At 36.4% G+C, this 21,856-nt stretch carries 16 protein-coding genes; 13 read left to right on the forward strand and 3 right to left on the reverse strand.

The window, feature by feature from the left end; genetic code table 11:
* Positions 1 to 7: 7 nt before the first annotated feature.
* Entirely contained in the window at positions 8 to 3,547 is a 3,540-nt protein-coding gene (gene nifJ, locus FYJ80_RS03710) for a pyruvate:ferredoxin (flavodoxin) oxidoreductase (protein ID WP_154424784.1), read from the reverse strand.
* A gap of 227 nt (positions 3,548 to 3,774) precedes the next feature.
* Complete coding sequence (locus FYJ80_RS03715; RefSeq protein ID WP_154424785.1) at positions 3,775 to 4,128, reverse strand: hypothetical protein; 354 nt, start codon at positions 4,126 to 4,128, stop codon at positions 3,775 to 3,777.
* A 395-nt stretch (positions 4,129 to 4,523) separates the two neighbouring features.
* On the opposite strand from FYJ80_RS03715, the gene FYJ80_RS03720 reads away from it, so the two are divergent.
* The 11 genes from FYJ80_RS03720 to FYJ80_RS03765 all read left to right on the forward strand — a co-directional run bounded on the left by FYJ80_RS03720 (position 4,524) and on the right by FYJ80_RS03765 (position 16,057).
* Positions 4,524 to 6,056, forward strand: coding sequence for a phosphoglucomutase (locus FYJ80_RS03720; protein ID WP_154424786.1), 1,533 nt, complete (start codon positions 4,524 to 4,526; stop codon positions 6,054 to 6,056).
* Position 6,057: 1 nt separating this feature from the next.
* On the forward strand, positions 6,058 to 6,816 hold the full coding sequence (locus FYJ80_RS03725) for a DeoR/GlpR family DNA-binding transcription regulator (protein WP_154424787.1): 759 nt from the start codon (positions 6,058 to 6,060) through the stop codon (positions 6,814 to 6,816).
* On the forward strand, positions 6,809 to 7,681 hold the full coding sequence (locus tag FYJ80_RS03730; protein WP_154424788.1) for an apurinic/apyrimidinic endonuclease family protein: 873 nt from the start codon (positions 6,809 to 6,811) through the stop codon (positions 7,679 to 7,681). The genes FYJ80_RS03725 and FYJ80_RS03730 overlap by 8 nt, the downstream gene beginning before the upstream one ends.
* Positions 7,682 to 7,782: 101 nt before the next feature.
* Positions 7,783 to 8,769 carry an extracellular solute-binding protein gene (locus tag FYJ80_RS03735; protein WP_154424789.1) on the forward strand — a complete coding sequence of 329 codons (987 nt, stop codon included), beginning with the start codon at positions 7,783 to 7,785 and terminating at the stop codon, positions 8,767 to 8,769.
* A 71-nt stretch (positions 8,770 to 8,840) separates the two neighbouring features.
* The gene (locus FYJ80_RS03740) at positions 8,841 to 9,962 is read left to right on the forward strand and encodes an ABC transporter ATP-binding protein (protein WP_154424790.1); all 1,122 of its coding nucleotides are present in this window, start codon (positions 8,841 to 8,843) and stop codon (positions 9,960 to 9,962) included.
* Positions 9,959 to 10,600: an ABC transporter permease gene (locus tag FYJ80_RS11720; RefSeq protein WP_206360951.1), complete on the forward strand. Its 642-nt coding sequence runs from the start codon at positions 9,959 to 9,961 to the stop codon at positions 10,598 to 10,600. Before FYJ80_RS03740 ends, FYJ80_RS11720 begins: the two co-directional genes overlap by 4 nt.
* A complete protein-coding gene (locus tag FYJ80_RS11725) occupies positions 10,600 to 11,691 on the forward strand; it encodes an ABC transporter permease (protein ID WP_206360952.1) in 1,092 nt (363 codons plus the stop codon). The genes FYJ80_RS11720 and FYJ80_RS11725 overlap by 1 nt, the downstream gene beginning before the upstream one ends.
* A gap of 2 nt (positions 11,692 to 11,693) precedes the next feature.
* A complete protein-coding gene (locus FYJ80_RS03750; RefSeq protein WP_154424791.1) occupies positions 11,694 to 12,923 on the forward strand; it encodes an AGE family epimerase/isomerase in 1,230 nt (409 codons plus the stop codon).
* Entirely contained in the window at positions 12,920 to 13,663 is a 744-nt protein-coding gene (locus FYJ80_RS03755) for a 6-phosphogluconolactonase (RefSeq protein ID WP_154424792.1), read from the forward strand. The genes FYJ80_RS03750 and FYJ80_RS03755 overlap by 4 nt, the downstream gene beginning before the upstream one ends.
* A 158-nt stretch (positions 13,664 to 13,821) precedes the next feature.
* Positions 13,822 to 15,129: an ATP-binding cassette domain-containing protein gene (locus FYJ80_RS03760; protein ID WP_154424793.1), complete on the forward strand. Its 1,308-nt coding sequence runs from the start codon at positions 13,822 to 13,824 to the stop codon at positions 15,127 to 15,129.
* Positions 15,122 to 16,057, forward strand: a complete 936-nt coding sequence (locus FYJ80_RS03765) for an ABC transporter permease (RefSeq protein WP_154424794.1) — start codon at positions 15,122 to 15,124, stop codon at positions 16,055 to 16,057. The genes FYJ80_RS03760 and FYJ80_RS03765 overlap by 8 nt, the downstream gene beginning before the upstream one ends.
* Before the next feature lie 60 nt (positions 16,058 to 16,117).
* On the opposite strand, the gene gdhA is transcribed toward FYJ80_RS03765, so the two are convergent.
* Positions 16,118 to 17,455: an NADP-specific glutamate dehydrogenase gene (gene gdhA, locus FYJ80_RS03770; RefSeq protein WP_154424795.1), complete on the reverse strand. Its 1,338-nt coding sequence runs from the start codon at positions 17,453 to 17,455 to the stop codon at positions 16,118 to 16,120.
* A gap of 186 nt (positions 17,456 to 17,641) precedes the next feature.
* Between gdhA and FYJ80_RS03775 the strand changes: the two genes are divergently transcribed.
* Positions 17,642 to 20,581, forward strand: a complete 2,940-nt coding sequence (locus FYJ80_RS03775; protein ID WP_154424796.1) for a PEP/pyruvate-binding domain-containing protein — start codon at positions 17,642 to 17,644, stop codon at positions 20,579 to 20,581.
* Complete coding sequence (locus tag FYJ80_RS03780) at positions 20,572 to 21,753, forward strand: iron-containing alcohol dehydrogenase (RefSeq protein WP_154424797.1); 1,182 nt, start codon at positions 20,572 to 20,574, stop codon at positions 21,751 to 21,753. The genes FYJ80_RS03775 and FYJ80_RS03780 overlap by 10 nt, the downstream gene beginning before the upstream one ends.
* The last annotated feature ends 103 nt before the right edge of the window (positions 21,754 to 21,856 follow it).

Consider the following 21,856-nt stretch of genomic DNA (forward strand, 5'->3'; position numbering starts at 1 on the left):
ATCTCTATTAGAGAATTTCACCCATAACTGCACCACACTTCTCGTAGAATGCAAGTCTTTCCTTAGCATCAGCTGCTGCCTTTGAGAAGAGTTCATCAGCTTCGCTTGGGTTAGTCTTGTAGAGTGATGAGTAACGAACTTCGCCCTTAATGAAGTCAACATAGTCGCTTGTAGCTGGCTTTGTTTCCCATGTGAACTTCTTACCTGCTTCGCCTTTTGGATTGAAGCGGTAGAGTGGCCAGTAACCAGCCTCAACAGCCTTCTTAGCCTCAACCTGGCTGAAGCGCATGTTGATACCGTGGTTGATACATGGAGCATAGCAGAATACGATTGAAGGACCATTGTAAGCAACTGCTTCCTGGAGGCACTTCTGAGCCTGCTGTCTGTTATAACCAAGAGCACAAGATGCAACATATACATAACCATAGCTCATGCACATGAAGCCCATGTTCTTCTTACCAAGCTTCTTACCAGAGTTAGCGAACTTAGCAACTGCTGAGATAGGAGTTGACTTAGAAGCCTGTCCACCTGTGTTAGAGTAAACTTCTGTATCGAGTACGAGGATTGTAACGTTCTTACCAGAAGCAACAACATGGTCAACACCACCGTAACCAATATCGTATGCCCAACCATCACCACCGATGATGAGAACGTTCTTCTCAGCGAAGTAATCCTGGAGCTCTACAATCTTATCGAGGAGAGCCTGTGCTTCTGCATCAGCTGCCTTCTCGTTAGCAAGAACTGCCTGGAGATCCTTCTGAGCCTGGATAGAAGCTTCAGTCATATCATCCCAAAGACCATAGCACTTCTCGATAGCAGCCTTAAGCTCAGCTGAACAACCCTTAGCAATGTATGCATCACACTTGCTTCTTAAGAGGCCTCTGTTAGCATCGATAGCGAGTCTCATACCAAGACCATACTCTGCGTTATCTTCGAAGAGTGAGTTACCCCAAGCTGGTCCTCTACCGTCAGCACGCTTTGTGTATGGGATAGTAGGATATGTACCTGAGTAGATTGATGAACAACCTGTAGCGTTAGCAATTACTGCTCTTTCACCACAAATCTGAGAAAGCATCTTAACATATGGAGTTTCACCACAACCAGCACATGCACCACTGAACTCGAAGAGAGGCTGCTTGAACTGGAGACCCTTAACTGTAGCCATGTTAAGTCCATCGAGGTTGTCATATGTGAGGCTTTCGAAGTACTCGAAGTTAGCAACTTCACCAGCTGCTCTTTCTTCCTCAACAGGTCTCATCTCGAGAGCCTTCTCCTTAGCAGGACAAGTTTCAACACAAACACCACAACCCTGACAGTCTTCTGTGTAAACCTGAATCTTGAATCTGAGGTCACGATCATTCTTTGTGTTAGACTTAATTGTTACGAATGTCTCTGGAGCCTTAGCTGCATCTTCTGGAGTGATCTGCTTAGCTCTGATAGCTGCGTGTGGACATGACTGTACACACTGGTTACACTGGATACACTTTGTGCTATCCCAGTGAGGAATGAATGCTGCAACACCACGCTTCTCAAGCTTTGTTGTACCTGATGGGAGTGTACCATCATAGCTCATGCATGATACAGGGATATCATTACCCTTGAGGTGCATGATAGGCTCAATGTTGTTCTTAGCAAAGTCTGAAGCATCATCTGGGATAAGCTTCTTAGGCTCTAAGCTCTTTGTGATAGTAGCAGGAATCTTAACCTCAACAAGTGCTGCTGAAGCGCCATCAACTGCTGCCCAGTTCTTATTAACAACATCTTCACCCTTCTTGAGGAAGGTCTTCTTGATGTACTTCTTGATAAGCTCAATAGCTTCTTCTTCAGGAAGAACACCACAAATCTTGAAGAATGCAGCCTGCATTACTGTGTTAATTCTTGTTCCAAGACCAGCTGCCTTAGCAATTGAGAGAGCATCGATATTGAAGAATCTAATCTTTCTATTGATGATGATCTCCTGATCGTGTCTTGGGAGGTGCTCAAATACTTCATCAGATGGAATCTGAGAGTTGAGGAGGAATACACCGCCTTCCTTGAGTGTATCGAGCATATCGTAACGACCGATATATGCTGGGTTATGACATGCTACAAAGTCAGCATGGTCGATAAGCCATGGCATATCGAGGTTACCTTCACCGAATCTGAGGTGAGAAATTGTGATACCACCAGACTTCTTTGAGTCATAAGCGAAGTATGCCTGAGCGTTCTGGTTAGTATTATCACCGATGATCTTAATAGAGTTCTTGTTAGCACCAACTGTACCATCAGAACCAAGACCATAGAACATGCAGCTTACTACACCTGCTGGTGTAACGTTGATTGATTCGTTAACTGGGATTGACTTATGAGTAACATCATCGTTGATACCAACTGTGAAACCATGGAAAGCATCCTTAGTAGCAAGGAAATCAAATACTGCCTTAGCGTGAGAAGGTGTAAAGTCCTTAGAAGAGAGACCATAGCGACCACCGATAACCTTGATACCCTTTCTACCCTGGTTGTCAAGAGCTGCAACAACATCGAGGTAAAGTGGTTCACCAAGTGAGCCTGGTTCCTTAGTTCTATCCATAACTGCAATTCTTTCAACTGAAGCTGGGATAGCGTTAACAAATGCTTCTGCGCTGAATGGGCGATAGAGTCTAACCTTGATAAGACCAACCTTACCACCTTTAGCATTAATGTACTTAACAGCCCACTCAAATGTATCTGCTGCTGAACCCATTACGATAACAACGTCTGTAGCATCTGGAGCACCAACATAATCAAAGAGGTGGTACTGACGACCTGTAATAGTAGCAACCTTATCCATGTATTCCTGAACAATACCTGGAACTGCATCATAGTACTTGTTAGAAGATTCACGACCCTGGAAGTAAACGTCTTCGTTCTGAGCTGCAACGTGAATCATTGGATGCTCTGGGCGCTGAGCGCGTGAGCGGAATTTAGCAATGAGCTTCTCATCAACAAGAGTCTTAATATCTTCATAAGAGATCTCTTCAACCTTCTGGATTTCGTGAGATGTTCTGAAACCATCGAAGAAGTTGAGGAATGGAACATCAGCCTTAAGAGTTGAAAGGTGAGCAACTAAAGCCATATCCATTGTTTCCTGGATAGATGAAGCACAAGTCATTGCGAAACCTGTCTGGCGACATGCCATTACGTCTGAATGGTCACCAAAGATAGAAAGTGACTGTGCAGCAAGTGAACGAGCTGAAACGTGGAATACACAAGGAATCATCTCACCTGCAATCTTGTACATATTAGGGATCATGAGTAAGAGACCCTGAGATGCTGTAAATGTTGTTGTAAGAGCACCTGCTACGAGAGAACCGTGAACTGCACCTGCAGCACCAGCTTCTGACTGCATCTCCATAACATCAACCTTTCTACCCCAGAGATTTTCTCTGCCCATTGAAGCCCACTGTTCTGAATACTCAGCCATTGGTGATGATGGTGTGATAGGATAGATAGCTGCAACATCGCTGAATGCATAAGCGATATGAGCAGCAGCGGTGTTACCATCGATAGTAACGAACTTTTTTGCCATTGTTTTCTCCATTTGCATTTGGATTTGCGGTTACCCGCAGATAAGATTAATTAATCAGCTTAAGTCCCCTTAAGCCAATTTAAATAATAACGCAGTAGGAACCACATTTCAAGCTTAAGTCCCATAAAAACGGATATATGTAATGTCGTTTTTTTCTTTTGAATAATTCCGACATATTATTTTAAATAGTCAATGATAATTTAAAATTTCTAAAAAAATTACATATATTAAAATAAACTATAAAAGGTAATAACTTTAGAAAAAACAGAATTATATTGAGACTGAGAAAGGCCATAGTTGGTTATCAGCACATACTGAATACCCTTTTTAATCTTACCCTTCTCTTCTGCTTGGAACATTTCTATCCTATTTTGTAGTTTTAAATACTCTTCCTTCGTTAAATGATAAAGACCTCTAGAATACTTAACCTCACATAATGTAATAATGTTATCAGCTCTGTCTACTACAATATCAAGCTGAGCTCCACGGGATTCTCTGCTACTTCTCCCACTATTGTAGTATTTCTCTAATTCTTTTATCTCATTTTCTCTACCAACAAAATTTGCACTGAACCTTTTCATATATATATTTTGGTAAAAAAGTTGGAAAAACAATTATAATCATCCAAAACTATATATTTTTTATGTATTTTGGATAATTATAAATAAATGATTAAATTCTAGTTTTAATTTTCTCAACGATTTCTCTCACTTGTAATCTAATAATTTGCTTATCACTATAGAGGAAAGCCAAAAGGTTGATAGCGCTCAGGCTAAAAGAAGAAATTAAAGCTCACATATCCTTATTAATAATAAGTTTTTCAATTTATTTACCTAAAATCAACACTACTTTCTCTTAAAGCCATTATTTTTGTCATAAATGAAAGTAAAATATATACAATTTCTTTCGAAAACGAAAAATTTTATTTTGCTTTTCTTTCGTTTATAGCTATAATAACACAAAAGTGGGAAATAATATGAAAGATTTAAATTTAGGTATGTTCAAACCATATGATATTAGAACAAAGATTGAAAAGCTAAGTCAAGAAAACCTTAAACGACTCTCAGAAGCAGTTGCTATTTATTATAAAACTATATTAAAAGCTCCAGCTGTGGTTATTGGTAGAGATGCAAGATTATATGCGCCAATGGTAGTTGAAAGTTTATGCTACGAGCTAAGAAGAGCTGGCTTAGATGTATTTCTAAATCCGCTGCCAATTTCCACTTGTCAGTTTTATTATAGCTGTATGAAGCACCCAGAATTTGGAGGAATAATGGTCACTGCTTCTCATAATCCAGGGTCATATATAGGCCTTAAGCTTATGGCTCCAAAGCTATTTCCACTTGCAGATGGATGTGGACCTGAAGGTGGAATTGCAAAAATAAGAGAAATATATCTTTCAGAAGAAAGCATTATTGAAGAAGAAAAAGGTGAATGTAAAACAATTAACTACCTTGATGACTTTATTTCATACTCTATAAAGCTTGCTGGTCTTGAAGAAAACAGCCTTAAAGGTATGAAGATTTTAATTGAATTCTTAAATGGAAGTGCAGGAACAGAAATTACTACCGCATTTCAAAGATTGGGAGCCCAAGTTGAGTCAATGCATCTTGTTCCTAATGGCCTTTTTCCATATGGAGACCCAAATCCAATTATTGAATCATCTATTGCTCCAGCAAGAGAAGAGATGAAAAATGGAGACTATGATATTGGCTTTTGCTTTGATGGTGATGGCGATAGATTAGATTTAATGTATAAAAATGGTAAGCAAATAGTTCCTGGGTTAAATATGGCGATAATAGCAAGTAAGCTAATGGACATATATAATGGGGAAAAGAAAGAATTTTATGCAGATGTAAAAGCTATCCCTACTTCGCTAGTTGAAATAGCAAAAAGCGGTGCAAGAATACATATTATTAGGAATGGACACTCCTTCATCAAAGCAAAATTAAGAGAGAATTGTGATAAAGGCTATTTTGCATGTGAAGAGGAATCTGCTCATTACTATATGAATTTCCCATATGATATCAATGATAGATCAAAGGGATATGCAGCTATCGAAAATACTCTCTTCTTTGCTCTTGTAACAGCTAAGGCTTATAAAGAAAACCCAGAGCAATATAAGAAAGCTCTTGATCTAGTGGATAATCTCTATAGAGAAAGAGAATGGCCATTACATTGTGAAGCAGCTCCAGAGAAGATGCCTGAAATAATGGATAGAGTTGAAGCAAGAATGGTTGAACTTGGTGCAACAATTATAAAGGATATGGATGATGGTAGTGACTTAGATGCAACTCTTATGAGATTTAATCTTCCATCAGAATTTGACAAAACAACTAATCTAGATAACACTATATGGGCACAGGTAGCTCAAAGAATAAGTCGTAGTGAGGATGCAATGTGTCGTTGGGAGGTTGTTTCAAATTCAAAAGAGGAATGCGAAAGACTAAATAATGAGGTAAAGCAAATCACAGATGAGTATGTAAGAGCTAATTTAGCAAAGTACTAATATGGATATTACAGATAGAAGAAAGGAAATTATTAATATTCTCAAAGATAGAGAATATGTTACTGTTGAGGAATTTTCTAAGGTTCTTGGCGTAAGCACTGTTACAATAAGAACCGATTTAAGTGCTCTTGAGAGTGAAGGCTCACTAATTAGAACACATGGTGGTGCTATGAAAAGCGAAAAAAAGAGTAAACAGCGATTTATTTCTAACACCATGAGCGAAAATGAATTAGAAAAGAAAGAAATTGCTTTAAAGGCTTCAAGCTTAATAAAAGATGGTAGCACTATAATAATTGACTCAGGTTCTACTACTATTCATTTAGCTGAAAACCTAAAAGATAAAAAAATTACTGTAGTAACGAATAATATATTAGCTCAAGATATATTAAAAAATGAAGAGAGCGTAAATTTAATAGTACTAGGTGGAACTCTTAGAAGAGCTTCGATGGGAACAATTGGTCCTATAGCAAATAATGCAGTAAAGTCCATGAATGTCGATATCTTCTTTTTAGGAGCAGCGGCATATAACCAAGAAATAATATCTTCATATGATGTTATTGAGGTAGAACTAAAGAAAAACATGATTCACTCTGCTGACAAGGTAGTTTTATTAGCAGACTCTTCAAAATATGGGAAAAAAGCCTTTTCGACTATATCCTCTTGGGATTTAATTGATACCTTTATCACAGATAAAATCGATAATGACTTTAGAGAAAAGCTTGAAGAATTAGGAGTCGAGGTAATTTTATCTAATGAATAAAAAAGGTATTTCACTTGTTGGAATTAAGGATATAGATACTATTAATAGAATTAGAGAAAGCTATCCTGATTGCTACTTTGAGCTTTCTTATTTATCAACTCCTTCATCATTAAAGGAAATACTTCCTATCGTAAAAGATAGGGTTGCAAGTATACACCTGCTTGCCCCAGTTAAAGATTATTTTCCTAATCTAGCATCCTTTTCTAGCTATGAATGGTCTGAAAAGGCAATACTTGAAAATGCAGAGCTTGCAATTGAAATTGGAGCAGAAAATCTGGTGCTTCATCCTGGCTATTTAGTAGATGGTCTTGTTTCAAGAGATTATCAAACAAGATTAACTCAGCTAAAAAACTTAAATATGGAAGAATATATGCTACAAAAGGAAGAATCTGTTGCAGCACCTTCCTACATTAAATCAGAGAAATATAAAAAGGCATTTAAGATCATGGTTGAAAATGCTTTAAAATTAAATAAAAAAATTAACAACCTTGGTCTTAATCTTACGTTAGAAAACCTGAACCCAAGAGTTGGTTATATGAATCTACTTCCAGAGGAATCAATTTATCTTGCCTCTTTGGGGTTAAATTTATGTATCGATGTAGGACATCTTTTTATAAATTCTATTATTTTTGGTTTCGATTGTCTTTCACAAACGAAGCTACTTCTTGATACAGGAAGAGTAAAAACAATGCATCTGCACTCCAACCCATCACACGTTGGATATTACAAGGATTCACACCTAAGCTTCGATAAATATATGCCATACTATAAAGAAATTATCTCATATGCGAGTAGTAAGGGTGCAAACCTTATATTGGAATCAATAGAAGAGCCAGAAAGAAATGTTGGCTTACTTTTTAACTAAACTTTCATAAACGAAAGTAAATTTATAAAATAACTTGCATTCTCGAAAATACGTGGTACTATAGTATTTGAATTCGATATTACGAAAAAAGGGAGAACACTATGAAAAAAACTATCGTATTAGGTTTAATCTTTCTTTTAGCATTCGGTCTTTTTGCTCAAGGAGCAAGTGAAAGTGCACAAAAAGAAAGTCTCGTTATTTACAGTGCTGCATCAGAAGGTGAAGCTGATAAGCTCACAGAAGAATTTAATAAGCTTTATCCAAATATCGATGTTACCATTATTAGAGCTGGTTCAGGAGACCTAGTAACAAGAGTTAAAACTGAATGGCCTAAGCCAGAAGGTGATGTCATTCTCCTTATGGGAAGTGAAAACCTTGACCAGATTTATGACATGCTAATGCCTTATAAGTGTGCTAACGATGCAAAGATAGCTCCAGAATATAAAGATAATAAATCCGAAGAGCCAAAGTACTATGCAACCTCAATGCCTCTTCAGGCAATTATGTACAACACAGATTTATTATCAGCAGACGAAGCTCCAAAGTCATGGAAGGACCTCGCTGATCCTAAATATAAGGGTAAGATTGTTCTTGCTAACCCAGCTTCCTCCGGCTCAGCATATGCTCAGCTTTTCATGATGAACAAGCTTTATGGTATGGATTTCGTAAAACAGGTTGTAGCAAATACAACATATGTAGCATCTTCAACAGCTGGTCCAGATTCTGTTGCACGTGGTGAATATGCAATTACAGTAACAGGTGAAGCAAACATCGGTAAGAAGATAAGTGCAGGCGACCCAGTTGCTTATGTACTCGCAGAAGAAGGAACAGGATTTAGAATTGAGGGTTCTGCTATCCTTGCAAACTGTAAGAACCCTGAAGCTGCAAAGAAGTTTATCGACTTTATGACAACAACGGATGCTTATGAAATCGTAAGAACAGAGTGCTATAGAAGAGCTGTATCAACAGAGATTCCTGGACCAGAAGGTCTTCCAGCTCTCTCAGAAATGAAGTTCTTCGAATACAATGCTAAAGAAGCAGCAGCTACAAAGAAAGCACTTGTTGCAGAATTCAACGCTCTTCTTTAATTAAGAAAAATCTAAAAATTTTGGTGGCTGAGGGACTTTGTCTCCCGGCCATTTTTTAAAAGGAAAATAACATGAGCAACAACGTTACCTACGAAAATGTCAATAAAATCTACGGAGAAGGAAGCAAGAACCCAGTTCATGCATTAAAGGATGTATCTTTTACTATTAATCCAGGTGAATTATTCTGTCTACTTGGTCCTTCTGGCTGTGGTAAAACTACTCTACTCAGATCAACAGCAGGCCTTGAAGAGATCTCATCAGGAAAGATGTATTATGGCGATGTAGATATCTCTACTATTCCTCCATATAAAAGAAATATTGGAATGGTTTTCCAAAGCTTTGCACTCTACCCACATATGTCTATTTTCGAGAATGTTGCTTATGGCTTACGTGTTAGAAAAGTCCCAAATGATGAGGTAAAGAAAAAAGTTACACAGGTTATGGAGCTTGTAGGACTTCAAGAGGAATTAAAAAGAAACCCAAGTCCTACTGCTTTAAGTGGCGGTCAACAGCAAAGAGTTGCTATTGCACGAGCGCTTGTATATGATCCTGATATTCTACTTCTTGATGAACCTTTAGCAAACCTTGATGCTAAACTCAGGCGTTATATGAGAGCAGAGATTAGAAGAATACAGAAGGCTACAAATATTACTACTATCTTTGTTACTCATGACCAAGAGGAGGCTATGGCTGTTGGCGATAGACTTGCAGTACTACGAAAAGGAATTGTAGAGCAAATTGGTACCTCTGATGAGCTTTATAATGAGCCTAAGAATGCTTTTGTTGCAAACTTTATCGGAAAGATGAACTTCTTTGAATCTACAGTCATAGATAGCTCAAAGGATAGCATCGATGTTGAGATAAAGGGTAAGGGAATAAGATTTGCAATTCCAAAAGCAAAGTGTCGCACTCAAGCTAAGAAAGGTGATAGCGTACTAATTGGCGGAAGACCAGAACAGCTTATTGTATCAGCAGCTCCTCTTAATAAGTGTATTGAAGGTAATGTTCATATTATCCAACACCTTGGTTCCTTTATTCGTTATGAAGTAACAATCGATAGCTCAATATCCCCTGTAGCTCTTGAGATTGATATGGATTCACTTCAAAAGGATATTCATGAAGGTGATAGAGTTTATGTAGGCTTTAAGGAAGATAAGATTAGCTTATTTTCTCCAGAAGGACGTGAGCTATGAAGAAAAAGTTTTCAATAACAGAAAACGGTAATGAAAAGAGCAAGGTAAAGAAATTCTTCCAAAAGGATTTTTCTCAGGCAATAATCTTTGCTATTCCTATGCTTTTTTTAGCTGTTTTTCTTCTGTATCCACTATTTATGACTCTTTTAAGAGCCTTTTGGACACCAACAGAGGGACTAGAATTCTCAGGATGGTCACTTGAGGGCTTTAAGCAATTCTTTACTAGTAACCTATATATGAAGAGCTTAAAGAACTCCTTTATAGTAAGTATTAGTGTCACATTTTTCTCTTTGCTAATAGGAATCCCAATGGGATACTTCGTTGCAAGAGTAAAAATCCCATGCAAAAAGCTAATTCTTTCACTTGGAATACTTCCTATCATCATGCCAAGCTTTGTTGGAGCATATACTTGGGTTATTCTTTTGGGAAACAAGGGTGTTATTAGAGTTTTCTTAAACTGGTTACTTGGTCCATTAGGAATTACCGTTCCATCGATATACGGAATGTTTGGAATGATATTATGTATGACTCTTACCTACTATCCTTTTGTATTCCAGCTAAGCTATGGAGCATTTGCCGGAGCAAACTCTCTTCTTGAAGAGTCTGCAATGCTTATGGTTCAAAGGGAGGTAGAATAATGAGAACTATTACTCTTCCTCTTATTCTTCCATCCCTCGGAGCTGCTGCCCTATTAGTATTTGTAAGAGCAATTGGTAACTTTGGTATTCCTGCAGTAATAGGTGGTAGCAATTATGTTCTTCCAACACTAATTTACTTCGAAGTAAATGGCTTCTTTAATATTAATGGCGCTGCCTCTATCGCAGTTGTAAACGTAGCAATTACTGCATTAGTTTTATACATACAGAAATATGTTGTAGCAAGACATGAATATGAAACTATTTCAGCAACACACAAAGAACTGAAGCAACATGAAGGTAAGGGAATAAGAATTGTAGCAACTATTTATTGCTTAATTATTCTTATTGTATCTTTACTTCCACAGTTCACAATTATTGTAATGAGTTTCTTTACAAAGTGGGTTGGCCTTTTCCCTGAGGGCTTCACACTAAATAACTATTTAAGAATCCCAAAATACTCATCTAAGGAACTCTTTAATTCATTCTTCTTGTCTATTACTGCAACACTTTTGTGTGCAATACTTGGTTCTGTAATTGCATATATTACAGAAAGAAAGAAGCCAAAGGGTGCAGCCCTACTCGATTTGTCTGTAATGGCTCCATTTATATTGCCAGGTACAGTAGTATCAATTGCACTACTTTCAGCATTTAGTGGTAACAGTGCTATTAGACTTACAGGAACATATATAATCATTATTATTTCCTACATGATTAGAAGAACTCCTTATGTCTATAGATCTGTAAGTGCACAGCTTACTCAGCTAAATCCATCACTAGAGGAAGCAAGTACAATAAGTGGTGCTACTTGGTTTTACACATTTAGAAAGGTAAGTGTACCATTAATCACCCCTGCAATTATTTCAGGTTCTATAATGACTCTTACAACTCTCTTGCAGGAGTTAAGTACAACTATTCTACTATACTCAGGAAAGACTAGAACAGTTCCTATTCAAATATATGGAGCTGTTCAAGATGGTAAGCTTGGAGAAGCAAGTGCTCTTTCAGTCGTTCTTCTTGTAGTAGTATTTGCTATTATCTACTCCATGAATAGCAGAAAGGGTGGAGATTTATCATCTTCACTCAAGATGTAAGGATGAGTAATTTATCTAATTTCTACATTAGCCAGATAGAGGACAGGTTTGTCCCCTACTGGCTTAAATTCATCGATAAAGAGTATGGAGGAATTCTTAACTGTATTACTAACGATGGAGAAAGACTCATCTCTAATGATAAATTTTCTTGGTCACAAGGAAGATGGTTGTATATTCTCTCCCTTCTTTTAGAAATGAAGGATGTGTTTTCATCAATCAACTACTCGCAAATAGAAGAAGCTGCTGAAAAGACAGCAAGCTTCTTAACTAAATATTCATACAATGAAGCTTATCACGTTACCTTCAAAAGTAATCAAAAGGGAATGTGGTTAAAGGATGAAAGGGGTGAATACTTTTCATCAATATATGCTGATTGCTTTGTCGCTATTGGGTTAAGTGAGTACTCTAAGGTAACTAATAATAAAGCTTATAGCGCAATTGCATTAAAAATAACAAACTCTATTCTTAAAAGAATTGATGATGGAAAATATAACACAGAGCCATACCCTATTCCTGATGGCTACTCAAGTCATGGAATATATATGATCTTAACAAATCTTCTTGAAGTCACTTCGTCTATGCTGGAAGCCTTCAACTTAGATTCAGCGTCTTTAAGAGAGAAGCAAATGTGGTGTGTAGACACAATTCTTTCAAAGCACTTAGATAATAATAGATTACTAATTAGAGAATATGTTTCATCCTCTTTTAATGATAATCTTCTATTAGATCGACACATTAATCCAGGGCACACTCTTGAAGATATGTGGTTCATGATAGAGTGCTTTGAACACAATTGCATATTAAATCAAAAGCTATCACTAATATGTGAAATAACAAAAGCTGTAACAGCCTTAGGGTGGGATAAAGAATATGGTGGACTTCTTCGTTTTGTAGATATAGATGGAGGAAGACCAAAAGGAATAGATAATAAAAGTGATTATGAAAACCTGATTTCATCTACTTGGGATATGAAGCTTTGGTGGCCTCATAGTGAGATGCTATATCTATATAGAAAGCTTTATGTACTTACTAAAGATAAAACCTTTGAAAACTACTACGAAATGGCCTTTGATTATTCCTTTTCAACCTTCCCATCTACTAATAATGGTGAATGGGTTCAAATCCGTGACAGAAAAGGAGAGCCTATTGATAAGGTAGTTGCACTTCCTGTTAAGGATCCTTTTCATATAATGAGAGATTTTTTGAAAATAATAAAATTGGAGGAGAAATGAATATTAATTTAACTATTTCTAAAGATGCAAAATTAAATGGCAAAAGAGCAGCTGAGTTAATTGCAAACTTAATTAATGAAGCGATAAAGGAAAGAGGAAAGGCAAGAATCGTTGTTTCAACTGGATCAAGTCAATTTGAAATGTTTGAAGCCTTGATAAAGCTTGATGTTGATTGGAGTAAGGTTGAGATGTTTCACCTTGATGAATATGTAAATTTACCTGAGTCACATATTGCTTCATTTAGAAAGTACTTAAAAGAAAGATTTGTTTCAAAAGTAAATTTAAAAGCTGCATATTTTGTCTCAGGTGAAGGTAATATAGAAGAAAATATAAGTTATCTAACAAAAGAACTAAGAAAAGATATTATCGATGTCGGTATTATTGGTATAGGTGAAAATGGTCACATAGCATTTAATGATCCTCCTGCAGATTTTGAAACTGATGAAGCTTACAAGGTCGTAACTTTAGATCAAAAGTGTAGAGCTCAACAGGTTGGAGAAGGATGGTTTAAGAGTATAGAGGATGTTCCAACTCAAGCTATTTCAATGACTCCTAAAGAAATTATGAAAGCAAAGCACATTGTTACAGTTGCACCACATAGTGTTAAAGCAGATGCAATATATAAAACTATTACAACTCCAATTTCGCCAATGGTCCCTGCAACTCTTCTTAAAACCCACCCTGATTGGCATCTATTTATTGATGATGCTTCAGCTTCAAAGCTATTTAGTATGGTTTAATAATTATTAATATTTGAGCTGTTAAAAATTTGACAGCTCAAACTATGTTTATTAGCAATATATGACACCTATCTATATTTTTGTTTCAATAATAAAAAGTTAATTTTTTACAATAATTTTTATAGACCCATGATTCTATTTTTTTAATAATTAATTATATGTTTGAAATAGTACAATTTATATTTTTAATCCTCTCCATATTTGGAATGTGGGGAATATTTAGAAAATGTGGAGAAAAGAGTTGGAAAGCACTAATTCCATTTTACAGAACCTACATACTCTCAAAATGTGCAGATAAAAAAGATGAAGGACGAGTATTGTTAATCCTTGATCTATTTAACAATATCTTATCCTTTTCAGTATCTGCTATTAATATTAAATTAAGTAATGTATCAGCTATTTCTTATAGAATTATTGTAATCTTAAGTTTAATTGTTTCAATTTCAACCATATTATACACAATAAAGATATATTCCGCTCTTTGTGTTCTATTTAAACAAAATAAATGGTGGTCAGCTCTAATGATGTTGGAAATCCCTATTTATTTCTTTTGGGGTGTAATGAATCGTTTCCAACCAACCTCTACAATTCAAGAAAGAGAAGTAAGAGCTGCTTCATTATCTGAATATGAAGAAAAGGAATCAAATGAAGGGTTAACAATTAATATTAAGAGTAGAACTGTCTCTTCCTTAACAAAGGGCAAAAAAGTATTACTAAGAGATATTCATATGCATATCCCTCAAGGTAGGATGGTAATGCTATTAGGTGGTTCAGGAGCTGGTAAAACAACTTTTTTAAATGCAATTACAGGGTTTGAGAAGGCAGATGCTACAGTTCTATTAAATGGACGTGATGTTTATAAGGATTTTGAATCACTTAAATATGAAATTGGGTTTGTACCTCAGCAAGATTTAATAAGATATAACGATACAGTTGAAAAAACTATTTCTGATTCAGCAGACCTACGTCTTCCGCTCTCTATAAGCAAACAAGAGGAAAAGAAAAAAATTAATGAAGTAATGGATATTTTTGGCCTTAAGGCAGTATGTCAAAATCTAGTTGGAAAACAATCTGGTGGCCAAAAGAAAAGGATTTCTATTGCCTCAGAGTTTATCTCAAACCCATACCTCTTTATCCTCGATGAGCCAGATTCTGGTCTTGATGGTGTACTTGCAAGAAACTTAATGGAAAGACTTCATGCAATCTCAAGAACAGGAAGAATTGTAATTGTTATCACACACTCACCAGATAGAGTAAAAGATCTTTTTGATGATGTAATAATACTTGCAAAGGATGCCGAGCGTACTGGTCGCTTAGTATTCTATGGATCAATAGATGATGCTAATACCTTCTTTAATACTGATAAGCTTGAAGAGATGGTTAGAATGATTAACCGCAAGGAAGAAGGTGGTGAAGGCTTAGCAGATGAATTAATAGAAAAATTTGGAGGACTTAGAAATGAGTGATAAAAGAAGAGGATATTTTAGACAAATTCCTATATATCTATTTAAGTTCTTCAGAATGTTTATATACATGGATGAATGGAAAATTATTCCAATGGCAGGATTAATAGCTGCTCTAGTATCTTTTGCTATTGGTAAGGATTTGTTTGTTAACATGGAAGGTACCCTAAAGGGCTCCTTAGCTCTTACCTGTGTATGTATTTGGAATGGCTTTTTTAATTCAATACAAACTGTTTGTCGAGAAAGACAAATTATAAAAAGAGAACATAGAGCAGGCATGAGAATATCCTCGTACATTACAGCACAGATGATTTATCAAGCATTCTTATGCTTAATTCAAGCAATAGTTACATTAATTGTTTGTGTAATAAGCGGAATCAAAATGCCAATAGCAGGGTTAGTAACACCATTTTTCTATACAGATATATTACTCACCTTCTTTTTTATCACCTATTCTGCTGATGCTATGTCTTTATTCATTTCCTGTTTAGCAAAAAACACTACAATTGCAATGACTGTAATGCCATTTGTACTTATCTTTGAGCTTCTTTTTTCAGGTGGTGTATTTGCATTAGAGGGTGTTAGTAATAGTCTCTCATTCCTTACAATTGCAAAATATGGCCTATGCGCTGTTTGTGCAATTGGAGGATATAACTCATTACCAATGACCTCTATTTGGAAGCAAGTTGTAAAACTACAGAACTATGAATATGAAGGTCTTCATCCTGTCAAAATATTTATCGAAGAGCTAGAAAGAGATGGCAAGGTTGAAGAGTTTTGTCTGAAAACTGCAGAGAGTAATTTTAATATTGCTTATGAATCAACAAATAGTAATGTAGTTGGGTGTTGGGTAGTTTTACTATTATTTGCATTATTTTTTGCTTTCCTATCTATCATAGTATTAAGAAGAATTGATAAGGATAAGAGGTAATAAAAATCCTGCAGTCCCCAAAGGAAGAAACTGCAGGAAAAACACAAGGAAGAAAATATTTCAATAGCCTAACTGACACATTGCATCAGCAACTTTTTTAAAGCCTGCGATATTAGCACCCTTTACATAGTTGATGTAACCATCTTCACATCTACCCTCTCTAACACATGATTCATGGATAGAGGTCATAATGTGCTTAAGTTTTTCATCTACTTCTTCTGCTCTCCAAGCAAGGTGCTGTGCATTTTGAGTCATTTCAAGTCCTGATACTGCAACGCCACCAGCATTAGCTGCTTTTCCTGGAGCAAAAGGAACTCTTGATTCAATTAAGAATGTAGCTGCATCTGCAGTAACACCCATATTAGAGGTTTCAACTACATATTTAACACCATTATTCACTAATGCCTTAGCATCGTCTAAGTTAAGTTCATTTTGAATTGCACATGGGAATGCCATATCAACTTTTACTTCCCAAGGCTTCTTTCCAGGGATAAACTTAGCACCAAATTTCTCTGCATAAGGTCTAACTACATCATTATTACTAGCTCTGAGCTGTAGCATATAAGCCCACTTTTCTGGAGTATTAATACCATCCTCATCGAGAATATATCCATCTGGACCTGAGATAGTAACAACCTTAGCTCCTAGCTGAGAAGCCTTCATAACAGCACCCCAAGCTACATTGCCAAAGCCAGAGATTGCAACTCTCTTACCCTCAAAGGAATCGCCATGAGCTTTAAGCATCTCATTTGCAAAATACATTGTACCAAAGCCTGTAGCCTCAGGACGTACTAATGAACCACCAAAGTTAAGGCCCTTTCCTGTTAATACACCAGTATTTTCGTCTCTTAATCTCTTATATTGGCCATATAAGAATCCAATTTCTCTAGCACCAACACCGATATCACCGGCTGGAACGTCTGTATCTGGACCAATATATTTTTGAAGCTCTGTCATAAAGGATCGACAGAAACGTAGGATTTCTGCATCACTCTTACCCTTTGGTGAGAAATCAGAACCACCCTTACCACCACCCATTGGGAGAGTTGTAAGGCTATTTTTAAAGGTCTGTTCAAAGCCTAAGAATTTTAATGTACCAAGAGTTACAGATGAATGGAAACGGAGTCCTCCCTTATAAGGACCAATAGCGTTATTAAACTGTACTCTATATCCCTTATTAACTTGAATCTCTCCTTTATCATCTTCCCATTCAACTTTGAAGGAGATTACTCTATCAGGCTCTGTGATTCTTTCAAGAATTTTATTCTTAAGATATACAGGATTTTCATTAACAACATCGATAACGCTCTCAACTACTTCTCTTACTGCCTGGATAAATTCGCTCTGAGCTGGATTTTTTCTCTCAAGCTCTGCCATAAAGCTGTTTATTTCGTACATAGCTTTTCTCCTTTTGACAATTACAGAGTACATTCACTTTTTTTATTCTGTCAACAAAAATTTAGTATATTGTAAATTTTCTTTTTTATATTTGCTAAAAAAATTATTTTTACTGAATAAAAATGCAAAATATTGCAAATTTTATAATACTTAACCGTTTTAGCTCACTTATGCTAAAATATCATCATGTATAATCTCGATCAAACATGGCTACCCTTCTCAAATTTAATGAGAAGACACATATATAACGTATTATTGATTTGCTCTGACTATGACAGGTTTATGCTCGAAGAGGATGGAAGAGTTGAGGAAGAGCTATATAAGGAGTATACAGCCTTAGGCTTAAGTAATCCTCCAAAGATAACACATACCTCATCTGAGGCAGAGGCGCTATCCTTACTCGATCGTCTATCCTTTGATCTTGTAATTACAATGCTAGACTTTCATACAGGAAGAGTTGAAAAGCTTGCAGAGAAGATTAAGATTATCAAACCAACTATGCCGGTAATTGTATTAGCACCATCACCAGACCATAGAAGAGTTAAAAACTTAAAGGAAGATAATAAGAAAAATATCGATTATCTATTCTATTGGCAGGGTAATCCATCGTTATTTTTAGCAATGGTTAAGCTAATTGAGGACTCATTAAATCTTGAGCATGATACCTCTGAGGCAGATGTACAGGTCATTATCCTAATTGAGGACTCTGTAAGATTTATCTCATCCTACCTACCTAAGATGTATACCTGCTTAATTCATCAAGCAAGAAACTCAATTTTAGAGGCTTTAAATGAATGGGGTAAAACTCTTAGAATGCGTGGACGCCCTAAGATTGTACTCGCACGCACAGGTGAAGAGGGCTTATATTACTACAACAAATATAGAAAGAATGTTTTAGGAATCATTAGTGATGTAAACTTTCCATATAAAGGTAATAAAACAGGCTCCGGCCTTGAGCTTGCTCGTGAGATTAGAAAGGATAATAGTGAAGTTCCAATATTAATTCAATCCTCCGATATTACTCAAAAGGGTGAAGCCTTAAAGGTTGCTTCTGAATTCCTATATAAATCCTCACCTACACTTTTGTCTGAGCTTGAAGAGCACTTTATTAAGTTCTACTGCTTTGGACCATTTAACTTTATCGATCCTAAAACAGGTGAAATAATTGAGACAGTAGAAACTATGAAAGAGCTTCAAAATGCATTTATGAGTGTTCCTGCTTCATCACTTGTTTACCATGGAAAGCGTAATGACTTCTCTCGTTGGCTTAGAGCAAAGGGGTTATTTACACTTGCTTCTACTATTAAGGCAATGACCTTTAAGGATGAGGAGCACTGTGAAAAAATTAGAGAGGATGTATATAACACTATAAGAGAATATAGAATGCAACGTACACGTGGTGTAATTGCAGAATTCTCCCCGGATAGCTATGATGATACCTCCTTCTTCTCTCGTATCGGTAATGGTAGCTTAGGTGGTAAAGGTAGAGGTCTTGCTTTTATTGCAGCTGAGATGAAGGCTAATGGAGTTCAACAGAAATTCCCATCTATTTATCTATCAATTCCAAAGACAGTAGTTATTTCCACATCACTATATGATGCTTTTATTGAATTAAATAAGCTTAATGTTAGTGAACTTGTAGAGAAAAACGATGAGGATATTTTAAAGCTATTTTTATCACTTCCTATTCCACAGGAATTAGAAACTGCGCTAACAGAGTTTTTAAAGTTTGTAAAACAACCACTCTCTGTTAGATCATCATCTCTATTAGAGGATAGCCACTCTGAGCCTTTTGCAGGTGTATACCAAACCTGTATGCTTTCAAATGAAGGTAGCGATGAAAAGCGCTTAGCAGAGTTAAGTCTAGCAGTTAAAACTGTCTATGCATCTGTATTCTTCCAAAGAGCACGTGAATATATGAAGATCACAGGACACATGGTTGAGGAAGAGAAGATGGCTGTAATACTTCAGCAGGTTACTGGCTCTAAGCATGGTAAATGGTGGTTCCCTAATGTAAGTGGTGTTGCTAGAAGCCTTAATTACTATCCTGTCGATGGACAAAGCAGTGAGGATGGCGTTGGTATGCTATCCTTTGGCTTTGGAAAGAGTGTTGTTGATGACGGTTCTGCTTTTAGATTCTGCCCTGCAAAGCCTAAAAAGCCATCTCAATCCTTAAATGGTAATGCGGCCTCACAGGATACCTTCTATGCCCTTGATTTAACTATTCCATTTGATCCAATTAACAATATAGACAACCTAGTCCTATTAAATATTAAAGAAGCATCTGCTTGGCCAAAATCGTTAAAGTACATAGCTTCAACTCTTGATTTAACAACTGGAGCTTTAAGTGAATCAACATTTGCAGAAGGAGTTAAGCTTATCACATTCAATGGAATGTTAAAGTACGATATGTTCCCTCTAGCCGAGGTAGTAGATACTATTTTAAAGCTTGGTGAAAGGAGCATGGGTACTCCTGTTGAAATTGAAATAGCAGTTAATACAGAACGTAGTGGTGAGAAAAAGCCAGACTTCTCAATTCTACAGATAAGACCAATTGCATCGACCTATAACGAAAGTGATATCGAAATTGATGATTATGAGAAAAACGATGCGATAATCTATGCAGAAAGAGTAATGGGTAATGGTTACATCTCAGAGCTAAAGGATATCATTACGATAAAGCCTAATGCTTTTGATAAATCTAAGACAGTTGAGATGGCAAATGAGCTATCTAGCTTTAATTCAACTATCGATTGTGATTACATCCTAATAGCAGCAGGTAGACTTGGTTCAACAGATAGATGGCTAGGAATCCCTTGTGCTTGGTCAGATATCTCAAGAGCTAGAGTTATTATTGAAACAGGTCTCCCTGATTTCCAGGTAGAGCCTAGCCAAGGAACTCACTTCTTCCAAAATATGACCTCTCTTGGCTGTGTTTATCTCACAATAAATCCTGTTTATAATGAAGGTATCCTTGATTACGATAAGCTTATGAAGCTTGAGGTTGTAGAAGAAAGTAAATATTTTATACATTTAAGAGCGAAAGATGGCTTAGTTGTAAAAGCAAATGGATTAGAGCAAAGAGCAATAATAAAAGAGCATAAGGAGATAGAAGAATGGCAATAGCTAGCTACTATACACCAACTCATGTACTCATGGGTAAGGGTGCATATAAAGAGGTAGTAAATGAGTTAAAGAAGCAAAATGCTACAAAGGTACTCATTCACTATGGTTCAGATAGAATTAAGAAAAATGGTTTACTTGATGAAGTAGTAAGCCTTATTGAAGAAAGTGGAATAAAAACCTTTACTCTTGGTGGTGTTGTTCCAAATCCTAGAGTTAGCTTAGTAAGAAAGGGTGTTGAGTTAGTTAAAAAGGAAAACATCGATTTTATCCTTGCAATTGGTGGAGGCTCAGTAATCGATAGCTGTAAAGCAATTGGATATGGAAGCTTATATGATGGCGATGTTTGGGACTTCTACTCACAAAAAGCAACTCCTACAGCATGTATGAGTATCGGCTGTATCCTTACTATGGCTGCTGCTGGCTCTGAGATGAGTGACTCCTCTGTTATCACAAATGATGAAGGTGGCTTAAAGAGAGGTTGTAATACAGATTACTGCAGACTTAAGTTTGCTCTTTTAGACCCAGAGTATACCTACTCTCTTCCAAAGTACCAAACAGCTTGTGCCGTTGTTGATATCATGATGCATACAATAGAGCGTTTCTTTATTAAGGGCACTACTCTTGCATTTACAGATAATATGGCAACAGCACTTTTAAGAACTATGGTTAAATTTGGCCCAATTGCATTAACTGATCCAACAAACTATGAAGCAAGAGAGAATATCATGTGGGCATCTAGTGTTTCACACAATGGGTTCACTGGATTTGGTAACTCATGGCGTGGAGACTGGGCATGTCACCAAATGGAGCATGAGCTATCTGGAATGTTCGATGTAGCACATGGTGCAGGTCTTTCTGCTATTTGGTCTACTTGGGCTCGCTATGTTTATAAGGAAAATCCAAAACGCTTTGCTTTCTTCGGTCACGAAGTATTTGGCCTTGAATTAACTGGTGATGATGATAAGGATGCAAATGCTGCAATCGATAAAACTGAAGAGTTCTTTAAGAGTCTTGGAATGCCAATAAGAATATCTGATTTTGGTATTACTCTTACAGATGACCAGCTTGAAGAGCTTGCAACAAAAGCAACCTTCTATGGTAAACGTACTCTTGGATCCTTCATGACATTAGACCATGATAGAATTAAAGATATATACACTCTAGCAAGATAAGTTTATAGGCCATAGCAAAAAAGCTGTGGCTATTTTTTTAAATAAAAGTAGCTTAAATCTCAAATACGTTATAATCTGTATCAAAGATTGAGACACATATACC

The organism is Bullifex porci (assembly GCF_009695635.1).
Lineage (GTDB): Bacteria > Spirochaetota > Spirochaetia > Sphaerochaetales > Sphaerochaetaceae > Bullifex > Bullifex porci.

Bases quoted from the DNA above. Each gene is read 5' to 3' on its own strand.
- FYJ80_RS03740 (WP_154424790.1), top strand. From the start codon at position 8,841: ATGAGCAACAACGTTACCTACGAAAATGTCAATAAAATCTACGGAGAA.
- FYJ80_RS03765 (WP_154424794.1), top strand. From the start codon at position 15,122: ATGAGTGATAAAAGAAGAGGATATTTTAGACAAATTCCTATATATCTA.
- FYJ80_RS11725 (WP_206360952.1), top strand. From the start codon at position 10,600: ATGAGAACTATTACTCTTCCTCTTATTCTTCCATCCCTCGGAGCTGCT.
- gdhA (WP_154424795.1), bottom strand. From the start codon at position 17,455: ATGTACGAAATAAACAGCTTTATGGCAGAGCTTGAGAGAAAAAATCCA.
- FYJ80_RS03730 (WP_154424788.1), top strand. From the start codon at position 6,809: ATGAATAAAAAAGGTATTTCACTTGTTGGAATTAAGGATATAGATACT.
- nifJ (WP_154424784.1), bottom strand. From the start codon at position 3,547: ATGGCAAAAAAGTTCGTTACTATCGATGGTAACACCGCTGCTGCTCAT.
- FYJ80_RS03760 (WP_154424793.1), top strand. From the start codon at position 13,822: ATGTTTGAAATAGTACAATTTATATTTTTAATCCTCTCCATATTTGGA.
- FYJ80_RS11720 (WP_206360951.1), top strand. From the start codon at position 9,959: ATGAAGAAAAAGTTTTCAATAACAGAAAACGGTAATGAAAAGAGCAAG.
- FYJ80_RS03715 (WP_154424785.1), bottom strand. From the start codon at position 4,128: ATGAAAAGGTTCAGTGCAAATTTTGTTGGTAGAGAAAATGAGATAAAA.
- FYJ80_RS03780 (WP_154424797.1), top strand. From the start codon at position 20,572: ATGGCAATAGCTAGCTACTATACACCAACTCATGTACTCATGGGTAAG.
- FYJ80_RS03750 (WP_154424791.1), top strand. From the start codon at position 11,694: ATGAGTAATTTATCTAATTTCTACATTAGCCAGATAGAGGACAGGTTT.
- FYJ80_RS03720 (WP_154424786.1), top strand. From the start codon at position 4,524: ATGAAAGATTTAAATTTAGGTATGTTCAAACCATATGATATTAGAACA.
- FYJ80_RS03735 (WP_154424789.1), top strand. From the start codon at position 7,783: ATGAAAAAAACTATCGTATTAGGTTTAATCTTTCTTTTAGCATTCGGT.
- FYJ80_RS03755 (WP_154424792.1), top strand. From the start codon at position 12,920: ATGAATATTAATTTAACTATTTCTAAAGATGCAAAATTAAATGGCAAA.
- FYJ80_RS03775 (WP_154424796.1), top strand. From the start codon at position 17,642: ATGTATAATCTCGATCAAACATGGCTACCCTTCTCAAATTTAATGAGA.
- FYJ80_RS03725 (WP_154424787.1), top strand. From the start codon at position 6,058: ATGGATATTACAGATAGAAGAAAGGAAATTATTAATATTCTCAAAGAT.